The 18,238-nt window shown below is 73.5% G+C and carries 16 protein-coding genes; 8 read left to right on the top strand and 8 right to left on the bottom strand.

Going from position 1 to position 18,238, the window contains the following annotated elements:
* Nucleotides 1-903, bottom strand: coding sequence for an SPFH domain-containing protein (locus ACYVOM_RS17800; protein WP_460304509.1), 903 nt, complete (start codon nt 901-903; stop codon nt 1-3).
* Between the two features lie 107 nt (nt 904-1,010).
* Here ACYVOM_RS17800 and ACYVOM_RS17805 point away from each other — a divergent pair, with 107 nt between their 5' ends.
* A complete protein-coding gene (locus ACYVOM_RS17805) occupies nt 1,011-2,042 on the top strand; it encodes a CaiB/BaiF CoA transferase family protein (protein ID WP_460304510.1) in 1,032 nt (343 codons plus the stop codon).
* Here ACYVOM_RS17805 and ACYVOM_RS17810 read toward each other — a convergent pair.
* On the bottom strand, nt 2,039-2,827 hold the full coding sequence (locus tag ACYVOM_RS17810) for an NUDIX domain-containing protein (RefSeq protein WP_460304511.1): 789 nt from the start codon (nt 2,825-2,827) through the stop codon (nt 2,039-2,041). The genes ACYVOM_RS17805 and ACYVOM_RS17810 overlap by 4 nt on opposite strands.
* A gap of 229 nt (nt 2,828-3,056) precedes the next feature.
* Between ACYVOM_RS17810 and ACYVOM_RS17815 the strand changes: the two genes are divergently transcribed.
* Complete coding sequence (locus ACYVOM_RS17815; protein ID WP_460304512.1) at nt 3,057-4,283, top strand: beta-ketoacyl-[acyl-carrier-protein] synthase family protein; 1,227 nt, start codon at nt 3,057-3,059, stop codon at nt 4,281-4,283.
* Nucleotides 4,284-4,638: 355 nt separating this feature from the next.
* Here the strand turns inward: ACYVOM_RS17815 and ACYVOM_RS17820 are convergent, their stop codons facing one another.
* A complete protein-coding gene (locus ACYVOM_RS17820) occupies nt 4,639-5,691 on the bottom strand; it encodes a hypothetical protein (RefSeq protein ID WP_460304513.1) in 1,053 nt (350 codons plus the stop codon).
* A 151-nt stretch (nt 5,692-5,842) separates the two neighbouring features.
* Here ACYVOM_RS17820 and ACYVOM_RS17825 point away from each other — a divergent pair, with 151 nt between their 5' ends.
* The 6 genes from ACYVOM_RS17825 (at nt 5,843) to ACYVOM_RS17850 (ending at nt 12,484) form a co-directional block, all read left to right on the top strand.
* Nucleotides 5,843-7,924 carry an ArnT family glycosyltransferase gene (locus tag ACYVOM_RS17825; RefSeq protein ID WP_460304514.1) on the top strand — a complete coding sequence of 694 codons (2,082 nt, stop codon included), beginning with the start codon at nt 5,843-5,845 and terminating at the stop codon, nt 7,922-7,924.
* Nucleotides 7,925-7,936: 12 nt separating this feature from the next.
* Nucleotides 7,937-8,620, top strand: coding sequence for a YceI family protein (locus tag ACYVOM_RS17830; protein ID WP_460304515.1), 684 nt, complete (start codon nt 7,937-7,939; stop codon nt 8,618-8,620).
* A 131-nt stretch (nt 8,621-8,751) separates the two neighbouring features.
* Nucleotides 8,752-9,534, top strand: coding sequence for an ABC transporter permease (locus ACYVOM_RS17835; protein ID WP_460304516.1), 783 nt, complete (start codon nt 8,752-8,754; stop codon nt 9,532-9,534).
* Nucleotides 9,535-9,560: 26 nt separating this feature from the next.
* Nucleotides 9,561-10,595, top strand: coding sequence for a taurine ABC transporter substrate-binding protein (locus ACYVOM_RS17840; RefSeq protein WP_460304517.1), 1,035 nt, complete (start codon nt 9,561-9,563; stop codon nt 10,593-10,595).
* On the top strand, nt 10,579-11,349 hold the full coding sequence (locus ACYVOM_RS17845) for an ABC transporter ATP-binding protein (RefSeq protein WP_460304518.1): 771 nt from the start codon (nt 10,579-10,581) through the stop codon (nt 11,347-11,349). Before ACYVOM_RS17840 ends, ACYVOM_RS17845 begins: the two co-directional genes overlap by 17 nt.
* 58 nt (nt 11,350-11,407) lie before the next feature.
* A complete protein-coding gene (locus ACYVOM_RS17850) occupies nt 11,408-12,484 on the top strand; it encodes an LLM class flavin-dependent oxidoreductase (protein WP_460304519.1) in 1,077 nt (358 codons plus the stop codon).
* Nucleotides 12,485-12,827: 343 nt separating this feature from the next.
* Here ACYVOM_RS17850 and ACYVOM_RS17855 read toward each other — a convergent pair whose 3' ends face one another.
* The 5 genes from ACYVOM_RS17855 to ACYVOM_RS17875 form a co-directional block, all read right to left on the bottom strand.
* Nucleotides 12,828-13,925, bottom strand: a complete 1,098-nt coding sequence (locus ACYVOM_RS17855) for a nitric oxide synthase oxygenase (RefSeq protein WP_460304520.1) — start codon at nt 13,923-13,925, stop codon at nt 12,828-12,830.
* A gap of 266 nt (nt 13,926-14,191) precedes the next feature.
* Complete coding sequence (locus tag ACYVOM_RS17860; protein ID WP_460304521.1) at nt 14,192-15,289, bottom strand: saccharopine dehydrogenase family protein; 1,098 nt, start codon at nt 15,287-15,289, stop codon at nt 14,192-14,194.
* Between the two features lie 86 nt (nt 15,290-15,375).
* Nucleotides 15,376-16,191 carry a heme ABC transporter ATP-binding protein gene (locus ACYVOM_RS17865; RefSeq protein ID WP_460304522.1) on the bottom strand — a complete coding sequence of 272 codons (816 nt, stop codon included), beginning with the start codon at nt 16,189-16,191 and terminating at the stop codon, nt 15,376-15,378.
* Nucleotides 16,188-17,261, bottom strand: a complete 1,074-nt coding sequence (locus tag ACYVOM_RS17870; protein ID WP_460304523.1) for a FecCD family ABC transporter permease — start codon at nt 17,259-17,261, stop codon at nt 16,188-16,190. Before ACYVOM_RS17870 ends, ACYVOM_RS17865 begins: the two co-directional genes overlap by 4 nt.
* A gap of 23 nt (nt 17,262-17,284) precedes the next feature.
* A partial coding sequence (locus ACYVOM_RS17875; protein WP_460304524.1) for a heme/hemin ABC transporter substrate-binding protein occupies nt 17,285-18,238 on the bottom strand: 954 nt, incomplete at its 5' end.

Genomic DNA, 18,238 nt, shown 5'->3' on the forward strand with positions numbered 1-18,238 from the left:
TCAGGAGTACAGGGTTCCGGTGTTCACGACTGGCTGGGCGTCCCGATCACCGCACAGGACGACGAGGAGGTTGGAGACCATGGCCGCCTTGCGCTCCTCGTCCAGGTCCACGATCTCGTCCTCGGCGAGGCGGGTCAGCGCCATCTCGACCATGCCGACCGCCCCTTCGACGATCTTGGTGCGGGCCGAGACGATGGCCGAGGCCTGCTGGCGGCGGAGCATCGCCTGGGCGATCTCGGGGGCGTAGGCGAGGCGGGTGAGCCGGGACTCGATGATCTTCACGCCCGCGGCGTCGACGCGCAGGCCGATCTCGGTGGACAGCCGCTCGGTGATCTCGTCGGCGTTGTCGCGCAGGGACAGGCCGGTGTCGTGGGTGTCGTAGGGGTAGCTGTTGGCGATGTGCCGGACCGCGGTCTCGGTCTGGATGGCGACGAACTCCACGAAGTCGTCGACCTCGAAGACGGCGCGGGCGGTGTCCTTGACCTGCCAGACGACGACGGCGGCGATCTCGATCGGGTTGCCGTCGGCGTCGTTGACCTTCAGGACGTCGGTCTCGTGGTTGCGGATCCTGGTCGACACGCGGCGGCGGTCGGTGAGCGGGTTGACCCAGCGCAGGCCGTCGGTCCGGACGGTGCCGGTGTAGCGGCCGAGGAGGGTGACGACGCGGGCCTCGCCGGGGGCGACGGCGGTGAGGCCGGCCATGAACAGCAGGCCGGCGATGGCGATGACGACGCCGGCGACGAGGACGCCGATGCCCGCGCCGCCGCCCATGGCGATGCCGCCGACGACGGCCGCGGCCCCGCCGAGGAGGGCGACGAGGCAGAGGCCGAGGACGGGCCAGCCGGAGGCGCCGAAGGCGATCTTCTCTCGGATCTGGGGGGTGGGCATCAAGGTCTCGCTCATGGTTGCTCCTTCTGTTGCGATGTCTCCAAATTAGCAAAGTGATATCACTTTGCCAGCTCCGGATTTTCGGCGATGGTAACCAAGCGCTCGCTTGCTACAGTGGCCGCATGCTCGACGGTCTGCGGGTCCTCGACCTGACCATGTGGCGGCCCGGCCCCTACGCCACGCTGCTCCTGGCGGAGATGGGCGCCGACGTCCTCAAGGTCGAGCCGCCGGGCGGCGAGCCGATGCGGGCCTTCCCGGGGCACTTCGGCCCGCTCAACGCCGGAAAGCGCGGGATCGTCCTCGACCTGAAAAGCGCGCAGGGCAGAGCGCGCTGCCTGGGGCTGGCGGCCGAAGCGGACGCGGTGGTCACCGGGTTCCGTCCGGGTGTGGCGGAGCGCCTCGGCGTCGGCCCGGAGCGGCTGCGCGCGGCCCGGCCCTCGCTCGTGACGTGCGCGCTCACCGGCTACGGCGAGACGGGCCCCCTGGCGGGCGTCCCGGGCCACGACGTGAACTACCGGGCGACGGCCGGGGCACTCCCGCCCGGGGGCCTGCCGCCGGACGCGGTGGACCTCCCCATGGCCGACATGGCGGCGGCGGCCACGGCGGCGTTCGCCCTCACCGCCGCCTGCCTGCGCGCCGCCCGGACGGGCGAAGGCACCCATCTCGACATCGGCCTCGCCGACACCCTCGCCCACTGGGTCTCCACCGCGCCGCCCGCCCTTCCCGGCGGTGACGGCATCGGCCCCGTCGCGGGCTACGGCGTCTACACCTGCGCCGACGGCCTGCGCGTCGCCTTGGGCGTCGTGTCGGAGGAGCACCTATGGCGGGCCGTTTGCGAGGCACTGGGGCTCCCCGCTCTCGCCGAGGAGCCTTTCGGCGCGCGGATCTCCCGCGTCCGCCAGCTCGACGACCAGATAAGGCAGGCTCTCAAGGAGTTCCCCCGCGACGTCGCCCTGGAGCGGCTGGAGAATGCGGGGGCCCCGGCGAGCGCCGTGCTCGACCGCGCCCAGATGCTCGCCCATCCGCACTTCCAGGCGCGGGGCGTCATCGCGGAGGGGAGAACGGGCTCCCTGGTGCCCGGGACCTCGACGGGCCCCGCCCTTCCCGCACCGGCCCTGGACGAGCACGCCGGCGAGGGCTGGCGGACCCGCTAGACGAGCGAGGGCAGGACCCCCGCGGCCTCGATGAGGAAGTCGCGCAGCTCCCGCGGCCACAGGGGCAGGCCGGTGAAGGACTCGCCTCGGCAGGGGATCCTCTCGACGTCGTAGGCGCCGCGCGTCGGATCGGCGAACTCCGGACCGGAGCGCAGCGCGAGGTCCATCGAGGTGAGCCGGCAGACGAAGAAGTGGTGCACGTAGGTGGCGTGCGGACGGTGCTCGGAGAAGGTGAAGACGGGCTTCACGGGGCCCGCGGTGGCGCCGAGCTCCTCCATGAGCTCCCTGCGCAGCCCTCCTTCGACGTCGGCGTCGCTCTCCTCCACACCGCCGCCGGGGGTCGTGTAGTACGGGGCGCGGCCCGGCCGGGTGCGGCGGAAGAGCACGAGGGAGTCCTGGTCCAGGAGCAGAGCGCGCGCCTTGAGCACCCGGGGGCGCTCCGCTCCCGCGATGCCCCGCAGGACCAGGCCCTCGGTGAACCCCCCTCGGGCGGCCTCCTTGGCGGCGCGTACGCGTTCCAGTTCGAGGAGGTCGCAGCCGATGCCGTCGGCGAGGGCGCGGACGACTTCGAGGACGTCGGCGAGTTCCTCGGCGGAGGGTTCCGCGGAGAACTCGTCGGCCTCCTCCCAGAGCTTGGCCAGCAGCAGGCGCCGCATCTCCGAGGGATCGGCGGCGCGGATGTCGGGCTCCCCTCCGGAGGCCCTGATCAGCTCGGGGATCCGGTCCCGCACGAGCTTCTCGTTGCGTTCCGCGTATGGATCGCGGTGATCTTCGCGGTCGGTCATTGCGCGCCCCCTCGTCCCGACTTCCGTCCAGCCTAGGCAGGAATCGGGTGCCGCGCCGGGTGTTCGCGGGGCGGGTCGGCGGGCTCCGGCCGAGGCCGCCCCCGCCACCCGGCACCGTGACGTTTTTGTCGCCCCATGACAGAGCCATCCGTGATTTCTATAACGGGAGCCAAACGAGCGGTATGAGTGGTGCATGGTACTTTCCGGCCCTATCCCCCAGGAGGCCGCCGTGCACCGTGTCGCCGTCACCGGAATGGGCCTCAAGAGCCCCGCGGGCAACACCCCGGAGGACGCCTTCGCCGCCGTCCTCGCGGGCAAGGGGACCGCGGCCCATCTGCCCGCGCTGCTGGAGGCCGCGGTCCCCGTGACGTTCGGGTGCGCCGTGACCGGTTTCGAGCCGGACGACTACTTCCCGCGCGCCCGCCAACGCCATCTCGACCGCCCGACCCGGCTCGCCGTCGCCGCCTCGGCCGACGCCAGGATCGACGCGGGCCTGCCGGACCTGCGGACCGAGGACGCCGAGGGCGACCCCCGCACCGGCGTCTACGTCGGCACCGGCGGCGCGCACACCTCGGCCATCGCCGATCTCGGCGCGCTCCCCCGCGAGAGGCTGCCCGTCGCGTCCGTGCCGATGATCATGCCGAACGCGACGGCCGCGCGGATCGCCATCAGGCACGGGCTCCAAGGCCCGTGCCTGACGTTCTCGTGCGCCTGCGCGAGCGCGGCGGTCGCGCTGGGCGAGGCGATGACGGCCATCCGGTACGGCAGGGTCGACGCGGCCGTCGCGGGCGGGGTCGAGGCGATGCTCACGCCCTTCGCCGTCGCCGCGTTCGCCCGGATCAACGCGCTCTCGCGCCGCGCCGACGCCCCGCACGAGGCGTCCCGCCCGTTCGACCGGGACCGCGACGGGTTCGTCATGGCCGAGGCCGCGGCGTTCCTCGTGTTGGAGCGGATGGACCTGGCCGAGGCGCGCGGCGCCCGGATCTACGGCGAATTGGCCGGATACGCGGCGGGCGTCGACGCCGGGCACATCGTGCAGCCCCTCGACGACGGCAGGGTGGCGGCCCGCACGATGCGCGCGGCGCTGGCGGACGCGGGGGTCCGCCCGGAGGAGATCGGGCACGTCAACGCGCACGCGACCGCGACGACCTACAACGACCGGGCCGAGGCCCGCGCGATCGAGGCGTGCTTCCCCGCCGGGTCTCCCCCGGTCGCGGCCACCAAGGGCGTCACCGGCCACCTGCTGGGCTCGGGCGGCGCCGTCGAGGCGGTCTTCGCCCTGCTCGCGGCCGCGCGGGGCACCGTCCCGCCGACCGCGAACTTCACCGGCGGCCCGGACGCCGACGCGATCGACGTGGTGCACGGCGCGCCCCGGACGATCGCGCCCGCGCCCGTCCTGTCCAACTCGTTCGGGTTCGGCGGGCACAGCGCCTCGCTGGTGTTCCGGCCGCTCTGACGGGCGCCCCGCGATCTCCCTCACGTGAGGGAGGCGGCGGGTCGTCCGGCCGCGATGTCATGGATCCCGTCGGCGGGGGTCCGGCGGATGCGGAGGGACGGCCATGCGGTGGTTGCGAAGTGCTTTGCGATGGATTCGGGATGCTTTCACCGGCGGAACGCGAGAGAGAACGGAAAATGGTGTCCCCGGCGGCTCGGGCTGCCACCGGGGACACCTGGTTCCGGCCGGAACTCCTAACGGCCGGAGCCTTTGGACGGGCGCCCCGCTCCGCCCGCCGCGCCGGAGAGTGGGATGGCCGGCGTGGCGGGCCCAGCCGCTCACGCGGAGAGCGGGGCCGTCCGTGGGGACCTTCCGGCTATGCGGCCGGAAGGAAGTTCGTGGAGTTGAGGTCGCCTGCCCGGGACCCGGGCCCGAAGACGATCTCGTCGACCGGCCCGGACTGCGGGAAGACCGTGTCGCCGAGGGAGCGCATGAGGCGGCGGGTGCGGGCCGACTCGGCCGCCGAGACGGTCAGCGCGCTGGCGACCAGGCGGGAGCCCGCCTCGGCCGCGCCCTGCTCCTTCAGCCAGGCGGTCATGTCGCGGGTGCGCTCCAGGACCGGGGCCCCAGCGGGCAGGACGGTGACCGAAGCCGATTCGCACGGGACGATGTCGGGGTCGAGGTTGACGTTCCGGGCGGCCTCCCCCGCCAGCCACAGGCCGCGGTGCCCGCCGATCAGGACGGGGCCCGCCGGGTGGGCGAGGCGGGCAAGCGGAGTGCCCACCGGCACCTCGTGGACGCCCGGCTGCGGAACCGCGCCGGTCAGCGTCACCAGCATAGTGCCGGGCGCGGCGGCAGTGCCCTGGCCGCGGAACCAGGCGGCGCCGTGCCGGGCGATCAGCGCGAGATGGGCCAGGGTCTCGGCGTTGCCGACGAACCATCCCTCGTCCGAGGGAAGGAAGGCCGACGGGCGGGCGGGCCCGCCGCGCAGGGCGCTCACCAGGGCGGTGTCCTCGCCCGCGAGGTAGCCTCCGCGGCTCTCGGCGACCTGGACGTGGTGCCCGTCGCGCTCGGCGAAAGCCTCCTTGAGGAGCGCGCCGAGGCCGTCGATGCCCTCGGGGACGGCCACCGTGGTCTCCCGTGCGCCCAGCAGGCGGGCGACGGCGACGGCTCCGTCGGCGACGAGGTGGGGAGCGTGCTGGAGCAGCCAGGTGTCCTTGGCCGACAGCGGGTCACCCTCCATACCGTTCACCACCACGGTGTGGCAGTGTCGGGCGGCCTTCAGCCGGGCCGCCGCGGGCGACCATCGGCCGCCCCTGCCGCGCAGTCCGGACCGCTCGACCTCGGCGAGCGTGAGCTCGCCGGTCGGGCCCACCAGGTCCAGGTGGTCCCGCAGCCTGGTCCCGGCCGCCGCTTGCATGAGCCTCATGGCCTTCTCCCTCCCCTTGCCCGAGATCCACTGTCCGACGTGTCCGTGAGAACCGGGTGAACCGGATGTGAGAAGGGTGGGTGCTCCGCTCTGAGAAACAGGTGACGGAGGTCTCATCGGACTCTCATGCGCGATGCCTACGCTCCAGGCCATGGGGACGAGATCAGGGGAGCCCCGGTGGGCGCGCCCGGCGCTGGCCGTACTGCTGGCGGCGACGGGCGCGCTCTACCTCTGGGGACTCGGCGGGTCCGGATGGGCCAACGCCTACTACTCGGCGGCCGTTCAGGCCGGCGCGGAGAGCTGGAGCGCCATGTTCTTCGGCGCCACCGACGCGGCCGGGGCGATCACCGTCGACAAGGCGCCGCTCGCGCTGTGGCCGATGGTGCTGGCGGCGCGGGTCTTCGGGGTGAACTCCTGGAGCGTCCTCGTGCCGCAGGCCGTGGAGGGCGTCGCGGCCGTCGCGCTGCTCTACGCGGCGGTGCGGCGGGCGCTGACCGGCACGGTAGGGCCGCGGGCCGCGGTGGCGGGCGGGCTCGTCGCCGGGTTCGCGTTGGCGACCACCCCGGTGGCCGCCCTGATGTTCCGGTTCAACAACCCCGACGCGCTGCTGGTCCTGCTGCTGACCGCCGCGGCCTACGCGCTCGTGCGCGCCTTCCCCGAGGGGGCGACGCGCTGGGTGCTGATCGCGGGCGCGCTGGTGGGCCTTGCCTTCCTCGCCAAGATGCTCCAGGCGTTCCTGGTGCTGCCCGGATTCGCCTTCGCGTGGCTGCTGATGGCCCCCGGGTCGGTGCGGCGGCGGCTCGGCCAGCTGCTGGGCGCGGGCGCGGCCGTGGTCGCGGGCGCGGGCTGGTGGATCGTCGCGGTCGCCCTGGTGCCCACCTCGTCGCGGCCCTACATCGGCGGCTCGCAGAGCAACTCGGTGCTGGAACTGGCGTTCGGCTACAACGGCATCGGCCGGCTCAACGGCGCCGACTACGGCGGCCTCGGCAATCTCGCCCAGGAGGCGGGCGTGGGCCGGATCTTCGCCTCGGAGCTGGGCGGCCAGATCTCCTGGTTGGTTCCGGCGGCGCTCATCCTGCTGGTCACCGGGCTCCTCGTGACGCGCGGGGCCGCCCGGTTCTCGTTCGCGCTCTGGGGCGGCTGGCTGGTGGCGACCGGCCTGGTCTTCTCGTTCATGAAGGGCATCTTCCACGCGTACTACGCGGTCGCCCTGGCCCCTGCCGTCGCCGCCCTCGTCGGGATGGGGGTCGCGGTGTGCCTGCGGCGGCGCGAGGTCCTGTCCACGACCGCCGCGGTGACCGCGGTATGGGGTCATGTCCTGCTCGGGCGCAGCCCCGATTTCCTGCCGTGGTTGCGCTGGACCATCGTCGCCGCGGGGCTCGTCGCGGCTCTGCTGCTCCTCGGCCGGGGCCGGATCCTCGCCGTCGGGGCGGTGGGCGCGCTGTGCGCGGGGCTCGCCGGACCCGCTGCCTACGCGGTGGACACCGCCGCGGCCCCGCACACCGGCGCGACCCCGACGGCAGGGCCCTCGACGGACACCGGCTTCCCCGGACGGCCCGGCGGCGGAAGCGGCTTCCGCGGCGGCGGACCGGCGATCTCCTTCGGCTCCAACGGCCCCGGCGGCGGCCCCGCGAGCATCGGCCCCGGCGGGGCGACGGGCACCGGCGGGCCCAATGCCGGCGGATCGGGAGGCGGTTCCGGCCCTGGCACCGACGGCGGCGGCTTGGGCGGCGGGGCCGGAGGAGGAGGCCTCACAGGCTCCGGCGGGTCCGGGGACGGCGGCTCCGGCTTCGGCGGGTCCGGAGGCAGCGGGTCCGGCGGGTCCGGAGGTGGAGGCTTTGGAGGCTTCGGCGGGGGGATGCGCGGTGGCGGTATGTCCGGTCTGCTCAACGCGCCGGAGCCGGGCGCGGAACTCGTCGCGGCGCTGCGCGCGGACGCGCGTTCCTTCACGTGGGCGGCTGCCGTCATCGGGTCGAACAACGCGGCGGGCTACCAGCTCGGCTCGGGCGAGCCGGTGATGGCGATCGGCGGGTTCAACGGCACGGATCCAGCCCCCACGCTCGCGCGTTTCCAGCAACTGGTCGCCCAGGGCCGGATTCATTACTTCATCGGGAGTTCGATGTTCGGATCTTCGGAGTACGGGAGTGACGAGGCCCAGCGCATCTCGGACTGGGTGGCCGCGAACTACAAAGCCGAGCAGATCGTTGGAACGACCGTATATGACCTCTCTTGATGGAGATCGTTCGTGAAGAAGTGGACTTGGTGGATCGTCGGCGCCGTCGGCGTGCTCTTCCTCGGATTCGTCGTCGCCCCGTTCGTCTACACGCGCTTCATCGAGGGCGACGCCCCGGAGAAGCTCGCCGTCGGGAGCGCGAGCCCCTCCGCGGCGGCCGCGGGCCAGTCGGTCTCGGCCGACGGCGCGTGGAAGGTCGGCGCCGGATCCCAGGCCGGATACCGCGTCAAGGAGGTGCTGTTCGGCCAGAGCGTGGAGGCGGTCGGCCGCACCGAGGAGGTCACCGGCGACCTCACCATCACCGGCAGCACCGTGAACGAGGGCTCGTTCACCGTGCAGATGGCGAACGTGAAGACCGACCAGGACCGGCGCGACGCGCAGTTCCAGGGCCGGATCATGGACGTCGCGCAGTTCCCGACCGCCACCTTCAAGCTGACCTCGCCGATCGACCTCGGCGCCGTCCCGGCCGTCGGGGCGCAGGCCGAGGCCGAGGCCAAGGGTGAGCTGACCCTGAAGGGCCAGACCAAGGCGGTGACGTTCCCCGTCACCGCGTCCCGCACGAGCGCCGACATGTTCGAGGTGGCCGGGCAGATCCCCGTGGCGTTCGCCGACTACGGCATCGCCAACCCGTCGTTCGGCGGCATCAAGGTGGAGGACGACGGGCAGGTGGAGTTCCTGCTGAAGTTCACCCGTTGACCGCGTCCGCGCGGCATCCCGGGCCCTCCCCGCCTTCCGGCGGGGAGGGCCCGCGGCTTTACAAAGCGTTCCCGATGCCCGTATCTTCTTTTCCGACCTGTTTGATTGGTTTTGTAGGAGATGGGGTAGCGGTGGCGCGTGCGTTGGCGCTGCGCGCGGGCGGGGTGCTCGCCCTGCTCGCGCTGTGGTGGGCGGTCGCCGCCGCAGGGATCTGGCCCGAGGTGTTCGTGCCCAAGCCGTCGTCGGTCTGGCACGCGCTCATCGAGACCTCGACCGTGCAGGAGAACGGGCAGCGCGGCTACGCCGGGCACCTGCTGTGGGAGCACCTGGGCATCAGCCTCAGGCGCATCGTCCTCGGCAGCCTGTACGGCATCATCGGCGGCATCGTCATCGGACTGTTCATCGGACTGGTCCCGACGGTCCGGGCACTGCTCGGGCCCCTGGTGACGTTCGTGCGGACCCTGCCGCCGCTCGCCTACTTCAGCCTGCTCATCATCTGGTTCGGCATCGACGAGACGCCGAAGGTGATCCTCCTGTTCGTCGCGGCGCTGCCGCCCGTCGCGGTGGCGACGGCCGACGCCGTCCGGGGCGTGCACGAGGACTACCTGAACGCGGCGCGGTCCCTCGGCGCGAGCAGGTTCGCGCTGCCCTGGCGGATCGTGCTCCCGTCGGCGCTGCCGGAGATCATGACGGGCGTGCGCGTCGCGGTCGGCGTCGCCTACACCACCGTGGTGGCGGCCGAGACCGTCAACGGGGTCCCGGGCATCGGGGGGATGATCCGGGACGCCCAGCGCTACAACCAGTCGGACGTGGTGGTCCTCGGACTGCTGGTCATCGGGGCGTCGGGCCTGCTCATCGACGCCCTCCTCCAGTACGGCGAACACAAGCTCGTGCCGTGGCGCGGCCGGGCATGACCCTCCCCCGAAAGTCGAGAAACACCGTGAAGCTGACCTCGCTCATCGCCGGTGCGGCCCTCCTCCTGGGCGCACTCACCGGATGCTCCTCCAGCGGAGAGGAGGGCGGCGGCGCCAACGCCGACGGCACGCCCAAGGAACTCCGCATCGCCTACCAGCTCATCCCCAACGGGGACCTGATCGTCAAGAACCAGAAGTGGCTGGAGCAGGCCCTGCCCGACACCGAGATCACCTGGTCGAAGTTCGACTCCGGAGGCGACGTCAACACCGCGATCATCGCCGGCTCGGTCGACATCGGCCTCGCGGGCAGCAGCCCCGTCACGCGCGGCCTGTCCGAGCCGCTGAACATCCCGTACCAGGTGCCGTGGATCTTCGACGTCATCGGGGAGAACGAGGCCCTCGTCGCCAAGGACGCCGCGACGATCGCCGACCTCAAGGGCAAGAAGATCGCCGCGCCGTTCTCCTCGACGGCGCACTACAGCCTGCTCGCCGCGCTCCAGGACTCCGGCCTGGCCGAGTCCGACGTGACGCTGGTCGACCTGGAGCCGCAGGACATCCAGGCCGCGTGGACGCGCGGGGACATCGACGCCGCCTACGTGTGGACCCCGGTGCTGGGCGAGCTGGAGAAGGACGGCAACGTCCTCATCACCAGCAAGGACCTCGCGGCCAAGGGCAAGGTGACCGCCGACCTCGCCGTCGTGCGCACCGAGTTCGCCGAGAAGTACCCGGCCGCGCTGAAGACCTGGCTCCAGCAGCAGGACAAGGCCGTCAAGCTGGTCCGCAGCGACCACACCGCGGCCGCGACGGCGATCGGCCAGGAGCTGAACCTCGACCCGACCGAGGCCGGCCGCCAGCTCGACCAGCTCGTCCTGCTGGACGGCGCCGAGCAGAAGGGCGCCGAGTACCTCGGCACCCCCGCGGCGCCCGGCAAGCTCGCCGACACCCTCTTCAGCGCCGCGGAGTTCCTGAAGGGGCAGAACCAGATCGACGCGGTGCCGCAGCTGTCGGTGTTCCAGTCCGGTCTGGCCACCAAGGCTCTGTCCGATGCCTTCGGTTCTTAAGTCCGGCGGGGCGGTGACCCTGCGCGGCGTCTCCCTCGTCTACGGGGGGCGCCGCGACCCGGTCACCGCCCTGGAGGGCATCGAAGCCGACCTGGCGCCCGGCTCGTTCACCGCGATCGTCGGGCCGTCGGGATGCGGCAAGAGCACCCTGCTGCGGCTGGTCGCGGGGTTCGCCGCGCCGACCGGCGGCGAGGTCGCGGTGTCCGGCGCCCGGGTGACCGGGCCCGGGCCCGACCGGGGCGTGGTGTTCCAGCAGCCGCGGCTGTTCCCGTGGCTGACGGTGCGCGGCAACGTCGAGTTCGGGCTCAAGGGGCTGCCGAAGGCGGCCCGGCGGGCTCGGTCGGCGGAGCTGCTGGAGTTGGTCGGCCTCGCCGACGCGGCGGCCCGCAGGCCGTACGAGCTGTCGGGCGGGATGCAGCAGCGCGCGGCGATCGCCCGCGCGCTCGCGCCGGACCCGGCGATCCTGCTCATGGACGAGCCGTTCGCCGCGCTCGACGCGCTCACCAGGGAGCGGCTCCAGGAGGAGCTGCGCCGGGTCTGGCAGGCGACGGGCAAGACCGTCCTGTTCGTCACGCACAGTGTCGATGAGGCCGTCTATCTCGGCACCCGGATCCTGGTGCTGAGCAAGCGGCCGGGCCGGGTCGTGCTCGACGAGGCCTCGGAGCTGCCGCACGCCGAGGACCCGCACCTGCATCCGGACCATCCGGCGTTCCGGGACAAGATCGCCTCAGCGGTGCGGGCCGCGGCGGCGTAATATCGGCCCAGGGGTAATCCCTAGCAAGCCGACCGATTTTAAAGAGAGGCGCGTTCTCATGCGTTTCCACTGGTTCCTGCCGACGACCGGCGACGGCAACGAGGTGCGTGCGGCCATCATGACGACGGACGCGGGCCGCTCCTCGCGGCGGCCCGGCAGCGTCCGCTACCTGTCGCAGGTCGCGAGCGCCGCCGAGGACGCCGGCTTCGAGGCAGTGCTCACCCCTGTCGGGGCGGGCTGCCCGGACCCGTGGATCACGTGCGCGGCCGTCGCCCAGCACACCGAGACGATCAAGCTGCTCGTGGCGTTCCGGCCCGGGTTCGTCCTGCCGACCCTGCTGGCCCAGCAGGCCCAGGCGTTCCAGGAGATCTCCGGCGGACGGCTGATGCTCAACGTCGTCACCGGCGGCGACCCCGTCGAGCAGCGCGCCTACGGCGACTTCCTCGACCACGACGCGCGTTACGCGCGGACCGCCGAGTTCCTGTCCGTGCTGCGCCGCTCCTTCGCCGGGGCGCCCTTCGACCACGCCGGCCCGCACTACCGGATCGAGGGCGGCGGCCTTGAAGCCCCGCTGGAGCAGGTCCCGCCGCTGTACTTCGGCGGGTCCTCCCCCGCGGCCGTCCAGGTGGCCGCCGAGCATGTGGACGTGGCGCTCACCTGGGGCGAGCCGCCCGCGGCCGTCGCCGCGAAGGTCGCGCTGCTCAAGGAGGCCGCCGCGGCGCGGGGCCGCGAGCTGCGGGTGGGGCTGCGGATCCACGTCATCAGCCGCGACACCTCCGCCGAGGCGTGGGGCGAGGCCGACAAGCTGCTGGCGGGGATGGATCCGGCGCGGATCGAGGCCGCGCAGGCCCGGTTCGCCCGGTTCGACTCGACGGCGCAGCGCGCGATGACCGAGCTGCACGGCGGCGACACCCGCGATCTGGAGATCTCGCCCGGCCTCTGGGCGGGCGTGGGCCTGGTGCGCGAGGGCGCGGGCACCGCGCTCGTCGGCAGCCACGAGGAGGTCGCGGGCCTGCTGCGCGAGTACGCGGAGCTGGGGATCGAGGAGTTCATCCTGTCCGGCTGGCCCCATCTGGAGGAGGCCTACCGGATCGGCGAGAACGTGCTGCCGAGGCTGGCGCCGGCCCTCGTCTGACCCGGCCGGGCAGGCGCACGCCCGGCGTGGCCGCCTCCCGGGACCGCGAGCCCATGGGGATGGGGAAACGCGCGCCCTTCGCCGTCGCACGGCGAAGGGCGCGCGGGGTTCATCCCTCGACGAGTTCGGCGAGGACGTCGTGGTCGGTCCAGTCCGACGCCGCGGTGTGCGCGACGCGGAAGGCCGCGGCACCACCGATGAGCTTGCGTGCGTTCATGATCGTTTCCCTTCCCCCCGGCGGTTCCCGCACACCGTGCCGCCGCCCCTCCCAGTGTGTCAACGGCCTGTGCGCGACCGTGACCGGGGCGGTGCGCAACCGTTCTCGCGCAGGCGGGACAGGGGTTCAGGCGGGCCGGTGCACGAAGTTCGGGCGGAGGTCGGCGTCGGTGTAGAGCCGGTGGAAGACGGGGGTCGCCGAGGCCGACAGCGGGGGGACGATCCAGGACCAGTCGGCCGGGCACATCCGTCCGGCGGTCTCCTCGCGGTCGAGGTGGGTGAGGAAGCGCCTGGCCTCGGTGTGGTGGTCGGTGATGGTGACGCCGGCCTCGCGGAAGGAGTGCAGCACCGCGACGTTCAGCTCCACGAGGGCGCGGTCGCGCCAGAGCGTCGCCTCGTCGCGGGTGTCGAGGCCGAGGAGGTCGGCGACGGCCGGGAGCAGGTCGTACCGGTCGGTGTCGGCGAGGTTGCGGGCGCCGATCTCGGTGCCCATGTACCAGCCGTTGAACGGGGCCGCCGGGTAGCGGACGCCGCCGATCTCCAGGGTCATGTTCGACACCGCGGGCACCGCGTACCAGCGCAGTCCGAGCCCGGCGAAGGACACCAGGTCGGGGTGGGTGAGCGGTACCTCCAGCACCGCGTCGGCGGGCAGGGTGAACCACCGCCCCGGCTCGTCGCGCCCGTCGACGACCAGGGGCAGCACTTCGAACGCGCCGCCCCTGCCGCGCCAGCCGAGCCGCTCGGCGAGCCTGGTGACGGCCGCCCCCGCGGGGTCGCCGGTGGCCGCGCCGAGAGGCCCGGGATATCCGGCGTACCGGATGAGCTGGTCGTTGTGGATGACCGGCCCGCGGCCCTCCGGCCCGTCGGGCGCGAAGACGGTCACGACGGGGCGGACCCGGCCCCCGTTGGTCGCCTCGCGCAGGTGCTGGACGCACTCGGCGGCCACCCCGGCGGCCGAGTGGACGGTGCGCCGGTCGCGGATCCGCAGGCTGCGCCAGTACAGGCGGCCGATGCAGCGGGAGCTGTTGCGCCAGGCGACCCGCGCTCCGTACTCCAGTTCCTCGGGGGTGTGCCGGTAGGTCCCGGTGCGGCGGATCTCCTCGCGAACGGCGCGCAGTCGCGCAGAGGCCCGCTCCGAGGCTCCGGACTCGTCGTGGAACTCCGCGAGGAACCGGGCGGCCTCGTCCTCGTCGACGGCTCCGCTCCTGCTCCGGAATAGCAGCATGACCCCCCTGCCCGGGACCTGACGACAATGGACGGTTCCCCTGACGGACGGATAAATAACTGCAAAACGCGCATTAGCCGTCACGGGAAGTCACAGCATGGCATGGGCGGCATGGGCCCGTCCGGAGCTTCGGGAACTTCCCCGCGAACGATCCCGCTTCACCTCGCCGAACCGTCCGACCCCTCCCACCTCGGCATTCATCGGGTGATTCGCCAGATTCGTCGGGCTTGCCCGGCGGGCGCACGCCGCGTCCCGAGCGGCGTGCGCTACAGCGTGCGGAAGGTCAGTCCCGCGCGCTGGAGGCGGGCGATGAGGGCGTCGCCCATCGCCTGGGCGGTGGTCACCTGGCCCGCGGTGAGCGGAAGGTCGTCGTGCAGCAGGCACAGCGCGGACTCGGCGAGCATCTTGGCGGTCTCGCCGTAGCCGGGGTCGCCGCCCGAGACCTCCGTCGCGATGCGCACGCCGCCGCCCTCGCCCTGGAAGCGCACCTTGAACCAGTTCTTCGCCCGCTGCTCGGCCGACGGGCCCTCGCCGGAGGTCTGCCGGAGCGTCGCGCGCAGGCCGCCCGGACCGCCGAGCCCGCCGCCCTTCACGAGCGCGAGGAAGTGCCCGTAGGTGAAGTCGGGACCGTAGCGCTCCAGCGCGCGGGCGCTGCGCACGACGATCTGCGGGTCGAGCGTGAGCAGCGGCACGGGGACGCCGCCGTGCACCCGGGTGCGGGGCAGCGGACCGCGCGCGATCCGCGCCCGCCGCCCCTGGAGCGGCGGCTCGGCCTCGGCCCGCGCGGCGGCGGCCCGGCGCATGCCCCACGGGTCGCGCAGCACGCCGAGGAAGGACGCGACGGTCCCGCCGGAGGCGCTGCCGCTGGCGCTGACGAACCCCTCGACCCGCAGTGGGACGTTCTCGGGCAGCCGCTGCACCGTGTAGTAGGCGCCGAGGTCGTGCGGGATCGAGTCGAAGCCGCACGCGTGCACGAGCCGGGCCCCCGACCGCACCGCGCGCTCGTGGTACTTCAGGTACATCCGGTCGACGAACTCGGGCTCGCCGGTCAGGTCGACGTAGTCCGTCCCGTGTTCGGCGCACGCGGCGACCAGCGGCTCCCCGTACTTCAGGTACGGGCCGACGGTCGAGATGACGAGCCGGGCCGAGCGGGCCAGCTCCGCGAGGGAGCCGGGGTCGCCGGAGTCGGCGTGCAGCAGCGGCACGTCCGCGCCGATCCGCTCGCGCACCCGCTCCAGTTTGGCCCGGTCCCGCCCGGCCAGCGCCCAGCGGGTCCCGCCCGCGTGCGCGGCCAGGTACTCGGCGGTCAGCCCGCCGGTGAAGCCGGTCGCCCCGTAAAGCACCGCATCGTAACGACGCCCCATGACGCACTCCTCGCTCGGCACGCGTTCATTGGACACTCTGTCTACCAGAACGCGGATCGCGGGGCGAGGCTTGGGGGCGCCGTACGTCAGCGCACCGGAAGGACCAGAGGACGGCCGGTGCGCGGATGCGGGACCACCTCGATCGGATGGCCGTACACCTCCGACAGCAGATCGCCGGTGAGGACCTCCGCGGGCGGGCCGCACGCCGTCAGGCGCCCGTCCGACAGCACCGCGACGCGGTCGGCGTGCGCGGCGGCCAGGCCCAGGTCGTGCACGACGGCCACGATGGACCTGCCGCGCTCGGCGAGCCCGCGCGTCACCGCGAACACCAGTTCCTGGTGCCTGACGTCCAGGGCCGCGGTGGGCTCGTCCAGCAGGACGACGGGGGTCCGCTGGGCCAGGACCCGGGCGAGGGCCACCCGGGCCTGCTCACCGCCCGACAGGCTCGGGAACGGACGCCCGGCGAACCGGGACACGTCGGCGTCCTCCAGCGCGGCGGAGACCGCCGCGTCGTCCTCGTCCTCCAGCGGGGTGCCGATCCAGGGCGCGCGGCCCATCCGGACGATCTCCTCGACGGCGAAGGGGAACGACACCGAGTGCGTCTGGGTGAGGATGGCCCGGCGCATCGCGAGTTCGACCGGCCTCCAGTCGGCGAGCGGCAGCCCGTCGACCCGCACCGCGCCCTCGAACGCGACGTCCCCGCAGAGCGCGGCGAGCAGCGTCGACTTCCCCGCCCCGTTGGGGCCGACGAGCGCGAGCACCTCGCCCGGCTCGACCGCCAGGTCGACGCCGGTGAGCACCGGCCGCCCCCCGCGCTTCACCGCGACGCCTTCGGCGGTGAGGGTCACCTTCTCTCCGGGCAGCCGTACTTTGCGGCGCAGCCCTTCGAGGATCGCGCTCAACTCCAGCCTCCCGAGCGGGCGCGGGTGCGGCGGAGCAGCCAGAAGAAGAACGGGCCGCCGACGACCGCCGTGAGGACGCCCAGGGGGAGCTCCTGGTAGGGCACCGCGGTGCGGGCGACGAGATCGGCGGCCACGAGGAGGCAGGCCCCGCCCAGCGCGCTGGCGGGCAGCAGGACGCGGTGCCCCGGCCCGACGGCCATGCGGATGAGGTGGGGGACGACCAGGCCGACGAAGGAGACGATGCCGCTGAACGCGACGGCCGCCGACGTCAGCAGCGCGATGACGACGATCCCGGTGAACCGCAGCCGCTCGACGCCCACGCCGAGGTGCCGGGCCGTCCGCTCGCCGAGCGCCAGGAGGTCGAGGCTCCGGGCCATGCCCGAGGCGACGGCGCACCCGGCGACCGCGATCGGGCCGACGACGTGGACCGAGTCCCAGGTCGCGCCGGCGAGGCTGCCGAGCTGCCAGGAGGTGATGGAGCGCAGCGCGTCGTTGCTGGACAGGAACATCAGCAGCCCGAGGGCCGCGCCGGCGACCGCGTTGACGGCGATGCCCGTGAGCAGCAGCGTGACGACCTCGGTCCGCCCGTTGGACCGTGCCATCGCGTAGACGGCGAGCGTCGTCAGCAGGCCGCAGGCGAACGCGGCGGCGACGACCGTCCAGCCGCCGAGCGCGTTCAGCCCGAACGCGATGACGGCGGCGGCGCCGACCGCCGCGCCCGAGGAGACGCCGATGACGCCGGGTTCGGCGAGTGGGTTGCCGAAGACGCCCTGCATGAGCGCGCCCGCGCAGCCGAGCGCGGCCCCGGTCGCCGCGGCCATGAGCACGCGCGGGATCCGCACGATCCACAGCGCGTTCTCGCCCTGCGCGGCGGTCGGCAGGTCGCCGAGGGGCAGCCCGAGCCGGTGCAGGACCGACCCGAGCACCTGCCCGGGCGGAATGTCGACCTGGCCGCTGCCGGCCGCGACCAGCACGAGCACGGGGAGCGCGACGGCCAGCCCGGCGACCAGCGCGATCCGCCTGGCGCGCCCCTTCCCGGGCGCCGGGACGGCCGGGGGCGCCTTCGCCATGGGAGGTGTGTCTTCTACCAGGGTCATTCTTCGCACGTTTCGTAGACGGCGTGCGCGAGGGCGGCGATGGTGTCGCCGGTGCGCGCGCCGAAGTTGAGCAGGGAGCCGTCGTCGGCGTCGATGACGCGGCGGTGCTCGCCCGCGGGGGTCTGCGCGACGCCGGGGAGCTTCAGCAGGCCGTCGACGCCGCCGACGGACTCCAGGCCCGAGCTCATCACGAGGAGGGCGTCGGGGGCCGCGTTGATGAGGCCCTCGCTGGTGAGCGGCCGGAAGCCCTTGAGGCCGATGGCGGTGCCCGCGTCGCGCGCGCCGATCGCCTCGATCATGGCGTCGGAGCCCGCGCCGTCGCCGCCGATGAGGTAGACGCCCGCGGTGCCGCGCACGTACAGGAACGCGATGGTCGGCGCGGCGCCCTCCGGAGCGCTCCGCTTCGCCTCCTCGATGCCGTCGGTGACGCGCGCCGCCAGCTTCTCGCCCGCCCGCTCGACGCCCAGCGCCTTCGCCACGTCGGCGATGTGCTCGGTGACGGCGGGCAGGGTCTGCTCGTCGTCGACCATCACGACGGGGACGCCCGCCTCGCGGATCTGCGCGATCGCCTCGTCGGGTCCGATGCTGGCGTCGGCGAGCACGACCGTCGGGTCGAGGCCGAGGACGGCCTCGGCGGACAGGTCGTGGCCGTGCGTGGTGACGAGCGGCAGGCCCTTCGCGGACGCGAACGTGGTCGAGGCGTCGCGGCCGACGACGTGGTCGCCGAGGCCGAGGCTGAACACGATCTCGGCGAGGGAGCCGTACATGTTGAGCGCGAGGATGCGGCTGGTGTCGGCGACCGTCGCCTTCCGCCCGTCGGCTCCGGTCACGGTGACCGGGAGCCGCGGCGCGGGCGCGGGCAGCGGGTCGACGTCCTCGGGCAGGCCGGTGACGGTGGCCGGGCCGCAGCCGCCGCCGGCCGCGGGGCCGGCGGCGTGCTCGGCGGCGGG

The sequence above is a fragment of the Actinocorallia aurea genome, assembly GCF_054783995.1.